A 13,467-nucleotide genomic window follows, 5' to 3' on the forward strand; every position below is an offset into this window, starting at 1 on the left:
GGCCAAAAAAAGGCGAGCCCCAGGGCTCGCCTTTTTGCTTGACTGCGGCGTTCAGTCGCGCAGGCGCTTGATCAGGCTGGACGTGTCCCAGCGGCCTCCGCCCATCTTCTGGACGTCGCCGTAGAACTGGTCCACCAGGGCCGTCAGCGGCAGGCGGGCGCCGTTGTGGCGCGCCTCCGCCAGCACCAGCCCGAGGTCCTTGCGCATCCAGTCCACCGCGAAGCCGAAATCGAACTTGTCGTCGACCATGGTGCCGCCGCGGTTCTCCATCTGCCAGCTTTGCGCCGCGCCCTTGCTGATCACGTCCAGCACCAGCTTCATGTCCAGGTCGGCGGCCTGGCCGAACGCAATGGCTTCCGACAGCCCCTGCACCACGCCGGCGATGCAGATCTGGTTGACCATCTTGGCCAGCTGGCCGGCTCCCGGAGGGCCCACCAGCGTGACGGCGCGGCCGAAGCACTGCGCCACCGGCTTGATCGCGTCGAACACGGCCGGCTCGCCGCCGCACATGATGGTCAGCACGCCGTTGACCGCGCCCGCCTGTCCGCCGGACACCGGGGCGTCGATGAAGTTCAGGCCCAGCTCCTTGGCCTGCGCATAGAGTTCGCGCGCCACGTCGGCCGAGGCCGTGGTGTGGTCCACGAACACCGCGCCCGGCGCCATGCCCGCGAACGCGCCGTCCGGCCCCAGCACCACGCTGCGCAAGTCGTCGTCGTTGCCGACGCAGGCGAACACGATCTGCGCGCCGGCGACGGCTTCGCGCGGCGTGGCCGCGCTCTTGCCGCCGAATTCGGCCACCCAGGCCTGGGCCTTGGCCGGCGTGCGGTTGTAGACGGTGACGTCATGGCCCGCGCGGGCCAGATGGCCGGCCATGGGCAGGCCCATCACGCCCAATCCGAGGAAAGTGACTTTCTGGGCTACCGCCGCGTCGTAGCTCTTGGTACCGATCGTTGCCATGCAGGACTCCGCTCTATGAGGGTAAGGTCAGTCTGAGGACAGTAACCTTAACGCAATCAAAAGCCGGCGGCGAGCCCATCGCGCCTGCCGTCGCTGGCGCCGACATAGCCATCGACGGCCGGATCGCCCAGCCGCCAGATGAATTGGCCCGACCCGAAATCCTGCCCCGGGTCTTGCGCGGCCAGCAACGCGTGGCCCCGCGCCAGCAGGCCCTGCGCCACGGACGGCGCCAGGCCCGATTCCACGTCCAGCGTCTGGCCGTGGCGCCATCTCCAGCGCGGCGCGTCGCAGGCGGCCTGCGGCTGCTGGCCGTAGTCCAGCATGCGCACCAGCGCCTGCACCTGCCCCTGGGGCTGCATGTCGCCGCCCACGACGCCGAAGCTCATCACGGGCGCGCCGTCGCGCATCAGGAAAGCCGGCAGGGCGGCGTGTGCCGGCCGCTTGCCGCCGGCCACCGCGTCCGGATGGCCGGCATCGGCGCTGAACCCGTGGCCGCCGTTTTGCAGGCTGACGCCGGTGCCGGGCACCACCACGCCCGAGCCGAATCCCATGTGGCTCGACTGGGCCAGGCTCACCATCATGCCGTTGCGGTCGACCGCGCTCAGGCAGATCGCGTCCGCATGCGGCGCGTTGCCGCCCGCGCCGCGCCGGGCATGGGCCGGATCGATCAGCCGCGCGCGCTCGGCCAGGTGCCCGGCCTGGAGCAGGTCTTCGGGCGTCATGCCCGGGCGACGCGCGGCGGCGTCGGCCTGGGCCAGCTTCATGGCCTCGATCAGCAGGTGCTGCGTGTCGGGATGGTCGACGGGGCGGGCGGCCACGTCGAAATGCTGCAGCATGCCCAGCGCGAGCAGGGCGGCGATGCCCTGGCCGCCGGGGGCCAGCTGATGCAGCGTATGGCCGCGGTACGTCTGGCCGACGGGGCAGGTCCATTGGGGCGCGTAGTCGCGCAGGTCGGCCAGGGTCAGCACGGCGTCGTGCGCCTGGGCATGCGCGACCAGCTTGTGTGCCGTTTCCCCTTCGTAGAAATCGCGTCCGCCGCTGGCGGCGATGCGCTTGAGCGTGGCCGCGGCCCCCTGCAGCACGAAGTGCTCTCCGACCTGAGGCGGGCGGCCGCGGGGCAGGAAGTGCTCGGCGTATCCCGGCTGCGGCTGCAGTTCGTCGGCCTGGGCCGCCCATTTCCGCTGGACGGCCGCGGAGACGGCGAAGCCGCGTTCGGCGTATTCGATGGCCGGTTCGAGCACGTCGGCGAAGGACATGCGGCCCAGCTTCTCGTGCAGGGCGGCCCAGCCCGCCACGCAGCCCGGCACCGTGACGCTGTCCCAGCCGCGCGCGGGAATCCGCCCCTGGTGCTTGCGCCGGAAATAATCCAGGTTCCAGGCCGCGGGCGCCGCGCCCGATGCATTCAGCCCGTGCAGCCTGGAGCCGTCCCAGACGATCGCGCAGCAATCCGAGCCCAATCCGTTGGCGGTCGGCTCGGTCAGGGCCTGCGTGGCCGCCGCCGCGATGGCGGCGTCGACCGCGTTGCCGCCGCGGGCCAGGATACACAGGCCGGCCTGGGCCGCCAGCGGCTGCGAGGCCGCGACCATATTGCTGGCGTACACCGGCCGGCGCGTGCCGGGGTAGGGGTTGTTCCAGTCGAAATTCATCTCGAATGCCGCATGGGGTAAACCCGTAGCTTAACGTAGGAGATCGGCGCGGCGGAACAATTTGTATTGCGCAGTATCGATTGGTCGCGTCCTGGGACTGTCGGAAAGGCAAAAAAAATCCCCGGCCGGGGCCGGGGATCTTGGCTGGCGTGCGCCGCGGGGCGGCGCGCCGGGATCAGTCTTCTTCGACGAAGGTCTCTTCGCGCTTCTTGCGGATGGCCGGCAGGGCCACCAGCACCACCAGGAACACGGCCACAGCCAGCAGCGAGGCCGACAGCGGACGCGTCACGAAGGTGCTGAAGTCGCCGCGCGACAGCAGCAGGGCGCGACGGAAGTTCTCTTCCATCATGGGGCCCAGCACCAGGCCCAGCAGCAGCGGGGCGCCTTCGCACTTCAGCTTGGACCACACGTAGCCGATGATGCCGAAGATGGCGGTGGTGAAGATGTCGAAGGTGTTGTAGTTCAACGAGTACACACCGATCGTGCAGAACACCAGAATCGCCGGGAACAGGATGCGGTAGGGCACCTTGAGCAGCTTGACCCACAGGCCGATCAGCGGCAGGTTCAGCACCACCAGCATCAGGTTGCCGATCCACATCGAGGCGATCAGGCCCCAGAACAGCTCCGGGTGGCTCGTCATGACTTGCGGGCCGGGCTGGATGTTGTGGATGGTCATCGCGCCGACCATCAGCGCCATCACGGCGTTGCCCGGGATACCCAGGGTCAGCAGCGGGATGAACGAGGTCTGGGCGGCGGCGTTGTTGGCCGATTCCGGACCGGCCAGGCCGGCCGGGTGACCCTTGCCGAAGCGCTCCGGATTCTTGGAGATCTTCTTTTCCAGCGTGTAGGAAGCGAACGACGACAGCACCGCGCCACCGCCCGGCAGGATACCCAGCGCCGAACCCAGGGCCGTGCCGCGCACGACGGCGGGAGCGGCTTCCTTGAATTCCTGCAGGTTCGGGTACAGCGTGCCGATCTTGTCGGTGATGTCGACGCGGTTTTCCTTCTGCTCGAGGTTGGTCATGATTTCGGCGAAGCCGAACACGCCCATGGCCACGATGGCGAAGTCGATGCCGTCCTGCAGTTCGGGAATGCCGAAGTCGTAGCGGGCCACGCCCGAGTTCACGTCGGTGCCCACCATGCCCAGCAGCAGGCCCAGCAGGATCATGCAGATGGCCTTGGGCAGCGAACCCGAAGCCAGCACCACGGCGCCGACCAGGCCCAGGCACATCAGCGAGAAGTACTCGGCGGGGCCGAACTTGAACGCGACTTCAGCCAGCGGGGGCGCGAACGCGGCCAGCAGCAGGGTGGCCACGCAGCCGGCGAAGAACGAACCCAGGGCGGCGATCGCCAGGGCCGCGCCTGCGCGGCCGTTGCGCGCCATCTGGTGCCCGTCCAGCACGGTCACCACCGCGGATGTCTCCCCTGGCAGCGCCACCAGAATGGCCGTCGTGGAGCCGCCGTACTGGGCGCCGTAGTAAATGCCCGCAAGCATGATGAGACCGGCGATCGGCGGCAGCACGTACGTGATCGGCAGCAGCATCGCGATGGTCGGGACCGGGCCGATGCCCGGCAGCACGCCGATCAGCGTGCCCAGAATGCAGCCCAGCAGGGCGTAGGCGAGGTTTTCGGGCGTGAACGCCACGCCGAAACCCAGCATCAGGTGATCCAACAGTTCCATGGCCGATTACTCCTTAATTCATGCCCAGGAAGGACGGCCACAGCGGGAAAATCAGCCCCAGCCCCTTGACGAACGCCAGATACGAGAAGATCACCAGGAAGATGCCGTTGGCGACGGCGACCTTCAGGTTGAACTCGTGGCTGGCCAGGCTGCTGACCACAACCAGGATGAATACCGAAATGTAGATGCCCAGCAGTTTGAGGATGAAGCCGTAGAGCACGACCGATCCGACCACCAGGAAGACGATGCGCCAGTCGAACTTGTCGACGTGCGTTTCATGGGCTTTCTTGGACAGCGAGCCGAGCAGCACGATGGCGCCCAACAATGCCAGAACAATACCTAGCCAGAAAGGAAAATACCCTGGGCCCATCCGTGCGGCAGTACCCATTTGGTAGCTGCTGGCCTGCCAGGCGAATCCCAGTCCGAGGACGATGAACATCACCCCCGACCAGAAGTCCTGTCGATTGCGTAGCTGCATGATTGCTTGGCTCCTGTTTACAGCATGTAGAGAAAAAAAGTTTGTGGCCCGACGGCTTCGCGAAAGGCGGGTGACAGGCACAAAAAAGGCACTTCAGGGTGCCATTTATTCTTTTGAAAGCGACGGCGTGGTTTCTTGGAAGGGCGAATGGTAATGGACGCCTGCCACGCTGCAAACCCTGTAAGTTCGGTGAAAGCCTGGGGTTTTCCCTAAAATTCGGGTACTCCCGAACCTCAGTTGTAACGAGCGGGGAGGTTTGAGGGCTTTTTGAAAGCTAAGTGAAAGTTTATAGAAAGAAATGCGAAAGCCGGATCGGCCAGATGAGGGATTCTTTCCGCGCGCCGGATTCGAGGGTTTCTTTTTCCGGCTGGAATCGGGTAAGGTCGCATCCCGAAATTTCAGACGTAATTCCTACTGAATATTGCCGGGTTTCTCACCTTGCGTGAAGAGGCCCCGTCCAACCCAGGATGGTTTACGATAGCGCCCATGCTGCAAGATCTAGACCAACTCGCTGCCCGCATCGGGCAACTGGTGCAACGCACCCGCCAACTCCACGCAGAGCGTGACGCGTTGCGCGCCCGTCTTAACGAATCCGAAGCTGAGCAGCGCGTGCTGAAGCAGCGCGCCGCCGAGCGCGAGGCCGAGATCGTCACGCTGCAAAGCAAGCTTCAGGAACACGACGGCGCCGTCACCGCCATGCTCGAGCAGGCCCAGCAGGCCGAGGCCGCGCTGCGCGAACAACTGGCCCGCGAGACCGCCGAGCGCCAATCGCTCGAATCGCGTTTCTCCGCCAGGGAAACCGAACTGCAGGGCAGCCTGCAGAACCGCGACACCGAACTACAGCGCTTGCGCGTGGCCGCCGCGACGGCCCGCGAGCGCATCGACGCCGTGCTGGCCCGTCTGCCGGGCGCGCCGTCTGGAGAGCAACACTGATGGAACGCGTAGATGTAACGATACTGGGGCGCGACTATTCCCTGGCGTGCTCGGCCGAAGAAAAGCCCACGCTGGTCGCCGCCGTGCGCCACGTCGACCAGCTCATGCTGCGCATTCAAGGCACTGGCAAGGTCTCCAGCAACGAGCGCATCGCCGTGATGGCCGCGCTGCAGATCGCGGGCGAACTGCTTGCGATGAAAGCGCCCGATGGTCCCCTGGGCGGTTTGGCGGTCGGCGACTTCAAGCGTAGAATCGAGGACATGAATGCAGTGCTCGATGACGCCTTGTCGGGTCAGGAAAAGCTGCTCTAGCATTCGCCAGCTGCAGCCATCAACGCTGCAGTCCAGATTTTTCAGTTTGTCCCTGCCGTGTTCGTGACTAGGCCATACATTCTCTGAACCTATGTCTTATGGCATATTGGTTGCGGGAGTGCAGAGCTGGAGTGATCGTCTCTCGCAGACGAACCCGATGCTCTACGGAACGCGACCACCTTGAACCTCAGGGTTCGAGATGCCGGCCTTGACGGCACAGGCGGGGCATCTATCCCAGCGGGCCTGCCATCGGCGCAGGTCCGCGCCGGGCGCCCCACCCCTCTCCATCGTCCTCTCTCCTAGGACTCGTCCATGTTCAAACACCCTGTTTTTTCGCTGACCAAATTGGGTGCGGCGTGCGCAGCCGTGGCCGCGCTCGCCGCCGTGCAACCGGCTCATGCGCAGGCCCAGGCGCCCGCCGCCACGGAAGCGTCCGCCAGCCGCGCGCCCGAGCTGTCCTTGCAGGCCACCGCATCTTCCGAGGTCAAGCAGGACACCGTGCGCATCACCCTGTCGGCCGAAGTCGACGCGCCGGACCAGCCGGCCGCCGGCAAGAAGCTGAGCGCCGCGCTGGACGACGTGGTCAAGCGCGCGCGCGACGTCAAGGGCGTGGAAGTGCGCACCGGCAGCTACAACGTCTGGCCCAACACCAATAACAAGGGCAAGATCGCATCCTGGCGCGGCCACGGCGAAGTCGTGCTCGAATCCAAGGATTTCGCGGCCGCCGCCGCGCTGGCTTCCAAGCTGTCCGACAAGACCGCCATCTCCAATATCGGCTTCCTGCTGTCGCGCGAGGCGCGCGAAGCCGAAGAGCGCAAGCTGCTCAAGGAAGCCGCGCAGGCCTTCAAGGAGCGCGCGCTGGCGGCGTCCAATGCTTTCGGATTTTCCGGCTACCGCCTCAGCAAGCTCGAGCTGGGCGGCTCCGGCGGGCCGATGCCCATGCCCCGCATGATGGGGGCGGCCATGGCCAAGGATGCTTCGGCCGGCTACAGCCCGGACGTCCCGCTGGAAGCGGGAGACGTCACGGTCAGCATCGCCGTCAACGGGACGATCGTTTTGCAGTAAGGCTGAACATGATGGCGCCCAGGGCGACCATCGGCACGGACAGCCACTGTCCCATGCTCAGCCCGCCCGCGAGCAGGCCCAGGAAATTATCCGGCTCGCGGGTGAACTCCACCAGGAAGCGGAACGTTCCGTAGCCCATCAGGAACAGCGCGCTCACCTGGCCCAGCGGCCGCGGCTTGCTCGAAAACCACCACAGCAGCACGAACAGCACGATGCCTTCCAGGCCCAGCTCATAGAGCTGCGAAGGATGGCGTGCCAGGCCGTCGCCGCTGCCCGGAAACACCATGGCCCAGGGCACGTCGGTGGGCCGGCCCCACAGTTCGCCGTTGATGAAATTGCCCAGGCGGCCGAACCCCAGCCCCAGCGGAATCAGCGGCGCGATGAAGTCGCTGATCGCGAAAAACGGCAGCTTCTTCTTGCGCGCGAAGAGCAGCATCACCAGGATCACGCCGATCAGGCCGCCGTGAAACGACATGCCGCCCTGCCACAGGTACAGCACTTCGAGCGGGTTGGACAGGTAGTAAGAGGGCTTGTAGAACAGCACATAGCCCAGCCGCCCGCCCAGCACCACGCCCAGCACGCTATAGAAAATCAGGTCTTCCAGATCGCGCACGTTCAGCGTGGTGGTGTGGCCGCTGGTGATGCGCCGGCGGCCCAGCAGGTACACCAATGCGAAGCCCAGCAGGTACATCAGCCCGTACCAGTGGATGGCCAGTGGTCCGATCTGCAGGGCCACGGGGTCGAATTTCGGATATTGCAGCATGTTCTGCCCGACACAATGAAGTTGAATGATAATAACCGGCGAGCCCTGAAGATTCGCGAGCCAGCGAGCCAGCTCCCCCGGGGCGCGGCCACCTGCTCCGCGCCCGGCGGCCGACAGGAGACACAGACCATGCCGCATAACGAACGTTCCCGCCACATCACCGAAGGCGTCGCGCGCGCGCCCAATCGCGCCATGTACTACGCGCTCGGTTATCAGGAATCGGATTTCGCCAACCCCATGATCGGCGTGGCCAACGGCCATTCCACCATCACGCCGTGCAATAGCGGCCTGCAGCGCCTGGCCGACGCCGCCATCGACGCCATCCGGGCCTCCAGCGCCAATCCCCAGGTGTTCGGTACGCCCACGATCTCCGACGGCATGTCCATGGGCACCGAGGGCATGAAGTACTCGCTGGTTTCGCGCGAAGTCATCGCCGACTGCATCGAGACCGCGGCGCAGGGGCAGTGGATGGACGGCGTGGTCGTGATCGGCGGCTGCGACAAGAACATGCCGGGCGGCATGATCGCGCTGGCGCGCACCAACGTGCCCGGCATCTACGTCTATGGCGGCACCATCAAGCCGGGCCATTACAAGGGCAACGACCTCACCATCGTGTCCGTCTTCGAGGCCGTGGGCGAATACACCATGGGCCGCATGCCCGAAGCCGACTTCAAGCAGATCGAGAAATGCGCCATCCCCGGCTCCGGCTCCTGTGGCGGCATGTACACCGCCAACACCATGAGCTCGGCCTTCGAAGCCATGGGCATGAGCCTGCCGTACTCCAGCACCATGGCCAACGAGGACCAGGAAAAAGTCGCCTCGGCCGCGGAATCGGCGCGCGTGCTGGTCGAGGCCGTCAGGCGCGGGCTGCGTCCGCGCGACATCATCACGCGCGAGTCCATCGAGAACGCCGTGTCCGTCATCATGGCCACCGGCGGCTCCACCAATGCCGTGCTGCACTTCCTCGCCATTGCCCACGCCGCCGAAGTGCCGTGGACCATCGACGACTTCGAGCGCATCCGCAAGCGCGTCCCGGTGCTGTGCGATCTCAAGCCTTCGGGCAAGTACGTCGCGACCGACCTGCATCGCGCCGGCGGCATCCCGCAGGTCATGAAGCTGCTGCTCAACGCCGGCCTGCTGCATGGCGATTGCATCACCATCACCGGCAAGACCGTGGCCGAGACTCTGGCCGACGTGCCCGACGCGCCGCGCGCCGACCAGGACGTCATCATGCCGCTGGACCGCGCGCTCTATCCGCAGGGGCACCTGGCCATCCTCAAGGGCAACCTGTCGCCCGAAGGCTGCGTGGCCAAGATCACTGGCCTCAAGAACCCGGCCATCACCGGGCCGGCGCGCGTCTTCGATTCCGAGGACGAGGCCATGGCGGCCATCATGGCGCGCCAGATCCGCGACGGCGACATCGTGGTCATCCGCTACGAAGGTCCCAAGGGCGGTCCGGGCATGCGCGAAATGCTGGCGCCCACCTCGGCGCTGGTCGGCCAGGGCCTGGGCGAAACCGTGGGCCTCATCACCGACGGGCGCTTTTCCGGCGGCACCTGGGGCATGGTCGTGGGCCACGTCGCGCCCGAGGCCTTCGTCGGCGGTCCGATCGCGCTGATCCGCGAGGGCGATTCGGTTACCATCGATGCCCACAAGCTGCTGCTGCAGCTCAATATCAGCGACGAAGAAATGGCGGCTCGTCGCCAGGCCTGGGTCCAGCCCAAGCCGCGTTATACACGCGGTGTGCTTGCCAAGTTCGGCAAGCTCGCCAGCACCGCGAGCCGTGGGGCCGTAACCGATGCATTTGAAGAGTAATCTGTTGTTGGCCGTCGCCTGCGCGTTGGGCGCGGGCGCGGCGCAGGCCCAGACCACCGGTCTGGACCTGGCCAAGAGCAAGGCCTGCATGGCCTGTCACCAGGTCGAGGCCAAGCGGGTCGGCCCGCCCCTGAAGAGCGTGGCCGAACGTTATGCGGGGCAGGGCGACGCCATGGTGGACTACCTGGCGGGCAAGATCCGCGGCGGCGGCCGCGGCGCCTGGGGCGCCGTGCCCATGCCCGCCCAGACCCAGGTCAGCCAGGAAGACGCCCGCCTGCTGGCGCAATGGATACTGTCGCTGGCGCCGGCCAAGCCGTAAGTCTCAAGGAAAAGGAATCGTCATGGCAGAACAACCCTCTCCCGGCAACGAGGTCGCCGTCCTCGGCGGCGGCTGCTTCTGGTGCGTCGAAGCGGTGTTCACCGACCTGCGCGGCGTCAAGAGCGTGCTGCCCGGCTACAGCGGCGGCCACGTGGATCATCCCAGCTACGAGCAGGTATGCGGCAAGAACACCGGCCACATCGAGGTCGCGCGCATCGAGTTCGATCCGGCCGAGCTGTCCTACAGCGACCTGCTGCGCGTGTTCTTCGCGACCCACGATCCGACCACCCCGGGCCGCCAGGGCAACGACGTCGGCCCGCAATACGAATCCGCCATCTTCTGGCAGGACGAGGCCCAGCGCGAGCAGGCCGAGGCCGTCATCGCCGAGGTCGAAGCGCATAAGGTCTACGACGCGCCCATCGTCACGCGCCTGCTGGCGCCGGCCACTTTCTGGCCGGCCGAAGACTACCATCGCGACTATTTCGCCCTGCATCCCGAACAAGGCTATTGCCAGTTCGTGATCGCGCCCAAGGTCGCCAAGTTTCGCAAGCAGTTCCAGGACCGGCTGAAAAAATAAGTCGGCCACGCAAAAAAACCTCACCGCGATGGTGAGGTCTGAAGGCCGGCGAGGGCGCTTGCGCGCCACGCCGAGCCGGGGAAGGACGGTATTGGCGGCGTCGGCGTTCAGTCCACCGACTTGACCACGCCGCGGCGCATCTGGTCGAGCTCGATCGATTCGAACAAGGCCTTGAAGTTGCCTTCGCCGAAACCGTCGTTGCCCTTGCGCTGGATGATCTCGAAGAAGATCGGGCCGATCTGGTTCTCGGTGAAGATCTGCAGCAGCAGGCCGCCGCCGGGGGCGCCGTCGAGCAGGATGCGGTTCTTCTGCAGGCGCGCCACGTCCTCGCCGTGGTTGGGCAGGCGGCGGTCGAGCAGTTCGTAATAGGTATCCGGCGTGTCCAGGAACACCACGCCATTGGCGCGCAGCGCCTCGATGGTGCCGTAGATGTCTTCCGTGGCCATGGCGATGTGCTGGATGCCTTCGCCGCGGTACAGGTCCAGGTACTCCTGGATCTGGCCCTTCTCGTCGGTGCCTTCCTCGTTGATCGGAATGCGGATATTGCCGCAGGGCGAGGTCATGGCCTTGGACTTCACGCCCGTCACCTTGCCCTCGATGTCGAAATAACGCACTTCGCGGAAATTGAAGAGGCGCTCGTAGAACTCCGCCCACTCGGCCATGCGGCCCTTGTGCACGTTGTGCGTCAGGTGATCCACCAGCGTCAGGCCGGCGCCGCGATGGTTCAGGTCCGCCTGCGCGTTGGCCGGGTCCACCGGCACGAAGTCCACGTCATAGATGCTGATGTCGCCGATACCGCCGTGGCCTTCCTTGCCGTTCCAGCGGTCCACCAGGTAGATCAGCGAATCGCCGATGCCCTTGATGGCGGGAATGTTCAGTTCCATCGGGCCGCTGTGCGAATCGAAGCCCCAGGCGCCCAGCTCCAGCGCCCGCTTGTAGGCCGCGTTGGCGTCCTGCACGCGAAAGCCGATTGCACAGATCGAGGGGCCGTGCAGGCGGGCGAAACGCTGGGCGAACGAATCCGGCTCGGCATTGATCAGGAAGTTCACGCCGCCCTGGCGGTACAGCGTCACGTCCTTGTGGCGGTGGCGGGCGATGGCCTTGAAGCCCAGCAGCTCGAACACCTTGCGCAGCGCGACGGGGTCCGGCGCCGCGTATTCAATGAATTCGAACCCGGCGGTGCCCATCGGGTTGTCCCAGGGTTGGAAAGCGCTGCTCATAAGTCTGCTCCCTTGCATCGTTTTAAGGATGACCTGTTGATTCAAGTCTAGAGGGAGATTGTAGGAAGGAACGGCAGGCAGACAATTGCAAATATGGCTCAAAAGCCAGTACCCTGAGCAATAATATTGCCGTGATTGGAAAGTTGGGGGCTAAAAATGTCTAGCATCGAGCTCGATAGGACAGATCTAAGGATTTTGGCGGAATTGCAGCGCGACGGACGCCTGAGCAACCAGGAACTGGCCGACCGCGTTTCGCTATCGCCCAGCCCTTGCCTGCGCCGGGTCCGCAGGCTCGAGGAGCAGGGCTTCATCAAGAAATACGTGGCGCTGATCGACGCCGAAAAAGTCGGCCTGGGCTTGCTGGCCTACGTGAACATCCGCCTGAACAAGCACAGCGGCTCCAGCCACGCGCCCATGAGCGACTTCGCGCGCGACGTGCAGCTGTGGCCGGAAGTCGTCGAGTGCTACGCCATGTCCGGGGACATGGACTATCTGTTGCGCATCCAGGTGGCGGACCTGGCGCACTTCTCGCGCTTCGCCATGGATACCCTCATGCGCCATCCGGCGGTGGTGGACATGCGTTCCTTCTTCGCGCTCCAGCAGATCAAGGAAACGACGGAGCTGCGCATCTAGCGCCCGGGCTTTGCTTTTCGTCCCCCTCTATATAGAGGGGAAGGGCTGGCGGACCGAGTGCGTCCCCCAAAAAATTCATTTTTCTGAAAAAAGAGTGTCATGCTGGCGACACACGTTTAAATTCTGTGCTATAGTCTCGCTCCTTCGCAGTTCAAACAGTTTTTCGGGCAGCGAAGCAAGCAGTAAAGCCGGTCCGGCAGGGCGATAGCCCCAAAGGACCGCCGCGAGACGATCGGGTAAGCGTTTAGCGGTTTTGCAAGATAGGATGCAAATTAGGCAGAAGCCAGTTGCAAAATCTGCAAAAGCTGTGTTATAGTTTCAGGCTTGGCAGTTGCCGAAAACTTAGGGTTAACCCTGATGTTTCGATAGCTGGTAAGTGATACAGCAGTACCGCTCTTTAACAATTGAACAACCGATAAGTGTGGGCGCTTGATGCGAGTGCAGTGGTCAGGTTTTAAACCTGGTCACAAGCACAAGAAATCAAGTGCTCACTGAAGTGAAGTACCTTAGATGTCAAGTCTAAGCACATACCTCACTTCCTTTGAGCAGCGACGTATGACTCGGTTCTTTAGAACCAAGGAAATACGAAACAAAACACAGAGATTGAACTGAAGAGTTTGATCCTGGCTCAGATTGAACGCTAGCGGGATGCCTTACACATGCAAGTCGAACGGCAGCACGGACTTCGGTCTGGTGGCGAGTGGCGAACGGGTGAGTAATGTATCGGAACGTGCCCAGTAGCGGGGGATAACTACGCGAAAGCGTAGCTAATACCGCATACGCCCTACGGGGGAAAGCAGGGGATCTTCGGACCTTGCACTATTGGAGCGGCCGATATCGGATTAGCTAGTTGGTGGGGTAACGGCCTACCAAGGCGACGATCCGTAGCTGGTTTGAGAGGACGACCAGCCACACTGGGACTGAGACACGGCCCAGACTCCTACGGGAGGCAGCAGTGGGGAATTTTGGACAATGGGGGAAACCCTGATCCAGCCATCCCGCGTGTGCGATGAAGGCCTTCGGGTTGTAAAGCACTTTTGGCAGGAAAGAAACGTCGCGGGCTAATACC

The 13,467-nt window shown here is 64.4% G+C and carries 13 protein-coding genes, 1 rRNA gene and 1 other RNA gene; 9 read left to right on the forward strand and 6 right to left on the reverse strand.

The features are described 5' to 3' along the window. Positions 1–51: 51 nt before the first annotated feature. The 4 genes from C1I89_RS29775 to C1I89_RS29790 all read right to left on the reverse strand — a co-directional run bounded on the left by C1I89_RS29775 (position 52) and on the right by C1I89_RS29790 (position 4,762). Entirely contained in the window at positions 52–957 is a 906-nt protein-coding gene (locus C1I89_RS29775) for an NAD(P)-dependent oxidoreductase (protein ID WP_102775867.1), read from the reverse strand. Positions 958–1,013: 56 nt separating this feature from the next. After that, positions 1,014–2,603: a gamma-glutamyltransferase family protein gene (locus C1I89_RS29780; protein WP_102775868.1), complete on the reverse strand. Its 1,590-nt coding sequence runs from the start codon at positions 2,601–2,603 to the stop codon at positions 1,014–1,016. A 175-nt stretch (positions 2,604–2,778) separates the two neighbouring features. Continuing rightward, the gene (locus C1I89_RS29785; protein WP_102775869.1) at positions 2,779–4,284 is read right to left on the reverse strand and encodes a tripartite tricarboxylate transporter permease; all 1,506 of its coding nucleotides are present in this window, start codon (positions 4,282–4,284) and stop codon (positions 2,779–2,781) included. Positions 4,285–4,297: 13 nt separating this feature from the next. Then, the gene (locus C1I89_RS29790; protein ID WP_102775870.1) at positions 4,298–4,762 is read right to left on the reverse strand and encodes a tripartite tricarboxylate transporter TctB family protein; all 465 of its coding nucleotides are present in this window, start codon (positions 4,760–4,762) and stop codon (positions 4,298–4,300) included. A 486-nt stretch (positions 4,763–5,248) separates the two neighbouring features. Here C1I89_RS29790 and C1I89_RS29795 point away from each other — a divergent pair, with 486 nt between their 5' ends. The 4 genes from C1I89_RS29795 (at position 5,249) to C1I89_RS29810 (ending at position 7,071) form a co-directional block, all read left to right on the forward strand. Next, positions 5,249–5,695 carry a hypothetical protein gene (locus C1I89_RS29795; protein WP_168202269.1) on the forward strand — a complete coding sequence of 149 codons (447 nt, stop codon included), beginning with the start codon at positions 5,249–5,251 and terminating at the stop codon, positions 5,693–5,695. Further along, positions 5,695–6,006 carry a cell division protein ZapA gene (locus C1I89_RS29800; RefSeq protein ID WP_043542394.1) on the forward strand — a complete coding sequence of 104 codons (312 nt, stop codon included), beginning with the start codon at positions 5,695–5,697 and terminating at the stop codon, positions 6,004–6,006. Before C1I89_RS29795 ends, C1I89_RS29800 begins: the two co-directional genes overlap by 1 nt. 46 nt (positions 6,007–6,052) lie before the next feature. After that, a non-coding RNA gene (ssrS, locus tag C1I89_RS29805) (6S RNA) lies at positions 6,053–6,237 on the forward strand. An 81-nt stretch (positions 6,238–6,318) separates the two neighbouring features. After that, entirely contained in the window at positions 6,319–7,071 is a 753-nt protein-coding gene (locus tag C1I89_RS29810; protein WP_102775872.1) for an SIMPL domain-containing protein, read from the forward strand. Here the strand turns inward: C1I89_RS29810 and lgt are convergent. Continuing rightward, positions 7,046–7,834: a prolipoprotein diacylglyceryl transferase gene (lgt, locus tag C1I89_RS29815; protein WP_102775873.1), complete on the reverse strand. Its 789-nt coding sequence runs from the start codon at positions 7,832–7,834 to the stop codon at positions 7,046–7,048. The genes C1I89_RS29810 and lgt overlap by 26 nt on opposite strands. Positions 7,835–7,963: 129 nt before the next feature. Here lgt and ilvD point away from each other — a divergent pair, with 129 nt between their 5' ends. From ilvD to msrA, 3 genes are read left to right on the forward strand one after another with little or no spacing between them, the layout of a single operon-like run. Beyond that, entirely contained in the window at positions 7,964–9,649 is a 1,686-nt protein-coding gene (ilvD, locus tag C1I89_RS29820; RefSeq protein ID WP_102775874.1) for a dihydroxy-acid dehydratase, read from the forward strand. Then, on the forward strand, positions 9,633–9,968 hold the full coding sequence (locus tag C1I89_RS29825; protein WP_102775889.1) for a c-type cytochrome: 336 nt from the start codon (positions 9,633–9,635) through the stop codon (positions 9,966–9,968). The genes ilvD and C1I89_RS29825 overlap by 17 nt, the downstream gene beginning before the upstream one ends. Before the next feature lie 22 nt (positions 9,969–9,990). Then, a complete protein-coding gene (gene msrA, locus C1I89_RS29830; RefSeq protein WP_102775875.1) occupies positions 9,991–10,545 on the forward strand; it encodes a peptide-methionine (S)-S-oxide reductase MsrA in 555 nt (184 codons plus the stop codon). A gap of 107 nt (positions 10,546–10,652) precedes the next feature. Here msrA and hppD read toward each other — a convergent pair whose 3' ends face one another. After that, positions 10,653–11,765, reverse strand: coding sequence for a 4-hydroxyphenylpyruvate dioxygenase (hppD, locus tag C1I89_RS29835; RefSeq protein WP_102775876.1), 1,113 nt, complete (start codon positions 11,763–11,765; stop codon positions 10,653–10,655). 156 nt (positions 11,766–11,921) lie between these two features. Here hppD and C1I89_RS29840 point away from each other — a divergent pair, with 156 nt between their 5' ends. Both C1I89_RS29840 and C1I89_RS29845 read left to right on the forward strand, forming a co-directional pair. Then, positions 11,922–12,398, forward strand: a complete 477-nt coding sequence (locus C1I89_RS29840; RefSeq protein ID WP_102775877.1) for an Lrp/AsnC family transcriptional regulator — start codon at positions 11,922–11,924, stop codon at positions 12,396–12,398. Positions 12,399–13,003: 605 nt separating this feature from the next. Beyond that, positions 13,004–13,467, forward strand: a 16S ribosomal RNA gene (locus C1I89_RS29845); the annotation flags it as partial.

This window comes from Achromobacter pulmonis (genome assembly GCF_002885955.2).
Taxonomy (GTDB): Bacteria; Pseudomonadota; Gammaproteobacteria; order Burkholderiales; family Burkholderiaceae_B; genus Achromobacter; species Achromobacter pulmonis_A.

What these genes read in the sequence shown, in the direction of transcription:
- C1I89_RS29775 (WP_102775867.1), bottom strand. Translation starts at nt 957, where the DNA reads ATGGCAACGATCGGTACCAAGAGCTACGACGCGGCGGTAGCCCAGAAA.
- C1I89_RS29780 (WP_102775868.1), bottom strand. Translation starts at nt 2,603, where the DNA reads ATGAATTTCGACTGGAACAACCCCTACCCCGGCACGCGCCGGCCGGTG.
- C1I89_RS29785 (WP_102775869.1), bottom strand. Translation starts at nt 4,284, where the DNA reads ATGGAACTGTTGGATCACCTGATGCTGGGTTTCGGCGTGGCGTTCACG.
- C1I89_RS29790 (WP_102775870.1), bottom strand. Translation starts at nt 4,762, where the DNA reads ATGCAGCTACGCAATCGACAGGACTTCTGGTCGGGGGTGATGTTCATC.
- C1I89_RS29795 (WP_168202269.1), top strand. Translation starts at nt 5,249, where the DNA reads ATGCTGCAAGATCTAGACCAACTCGCTGCCCGCATCGGGCAACTGGTG.
- C1I89_RS29800 (WP_043542394.1), top strand. Translation starts at nt 5,695, where the DNA reads ATGGAACGCGTAGATGTAACGATACTGGGGCGCGACTATTCCCTGGCG.
- C1I89_RS29810 (WP_102775872.1), top strand. Translation starts at nt 6,319, where the DNA reads ATGTTCAAACACCCTGTTTTTTCGCTGACCAAATTGGGTGCGGCGTGC.
- lgt (WP_102775873.1), bottom strand. Translation starts at nt 7,834, where the DNA reads ATGCTGCAATATCCGAAATTCGACCCCGTGGCCCTGCAGATCGGACCA.
- ilvD (WP_102775874.1), top strand. Translation starts at nt 7,964, where the DNA reads ATGCCGCATAACGAACGTTCCCGCCACATCACCGAAGGCGTCGCGCGC.
- C1I89_RS29825 (WP_102775889.1), top strand. Translation starts at nt 9,633, where the DNA reads ATGCATTTGAAGAGTAATCTGTTGTTGGCCGTCGCCTGCGCGTTGGGC.
- msrA (WP_102775875.1), top strand. Translation starts at nt 9,991, where the DNA reads ATGGCAGAACAACCCTCTCCCGGCAACGAGGTCGCCGTCCTCGGCGGC.
- hppD (WP_102775876.1), bottom strand. Translation starts at nt 11,765, where the DNA reads ATGAGCAGCGCTTTCCAACCCTGGGACAACCCGATGGGCACCGCCGGG.
- C1I89_RS29840 (WP_102775877.1), top strand. Translation starts at nt 11,922, where the DNA reads ATGTCTAGCATCGAGCTCGATAGGACAGATCTAAGGATTTTGGCGGAA.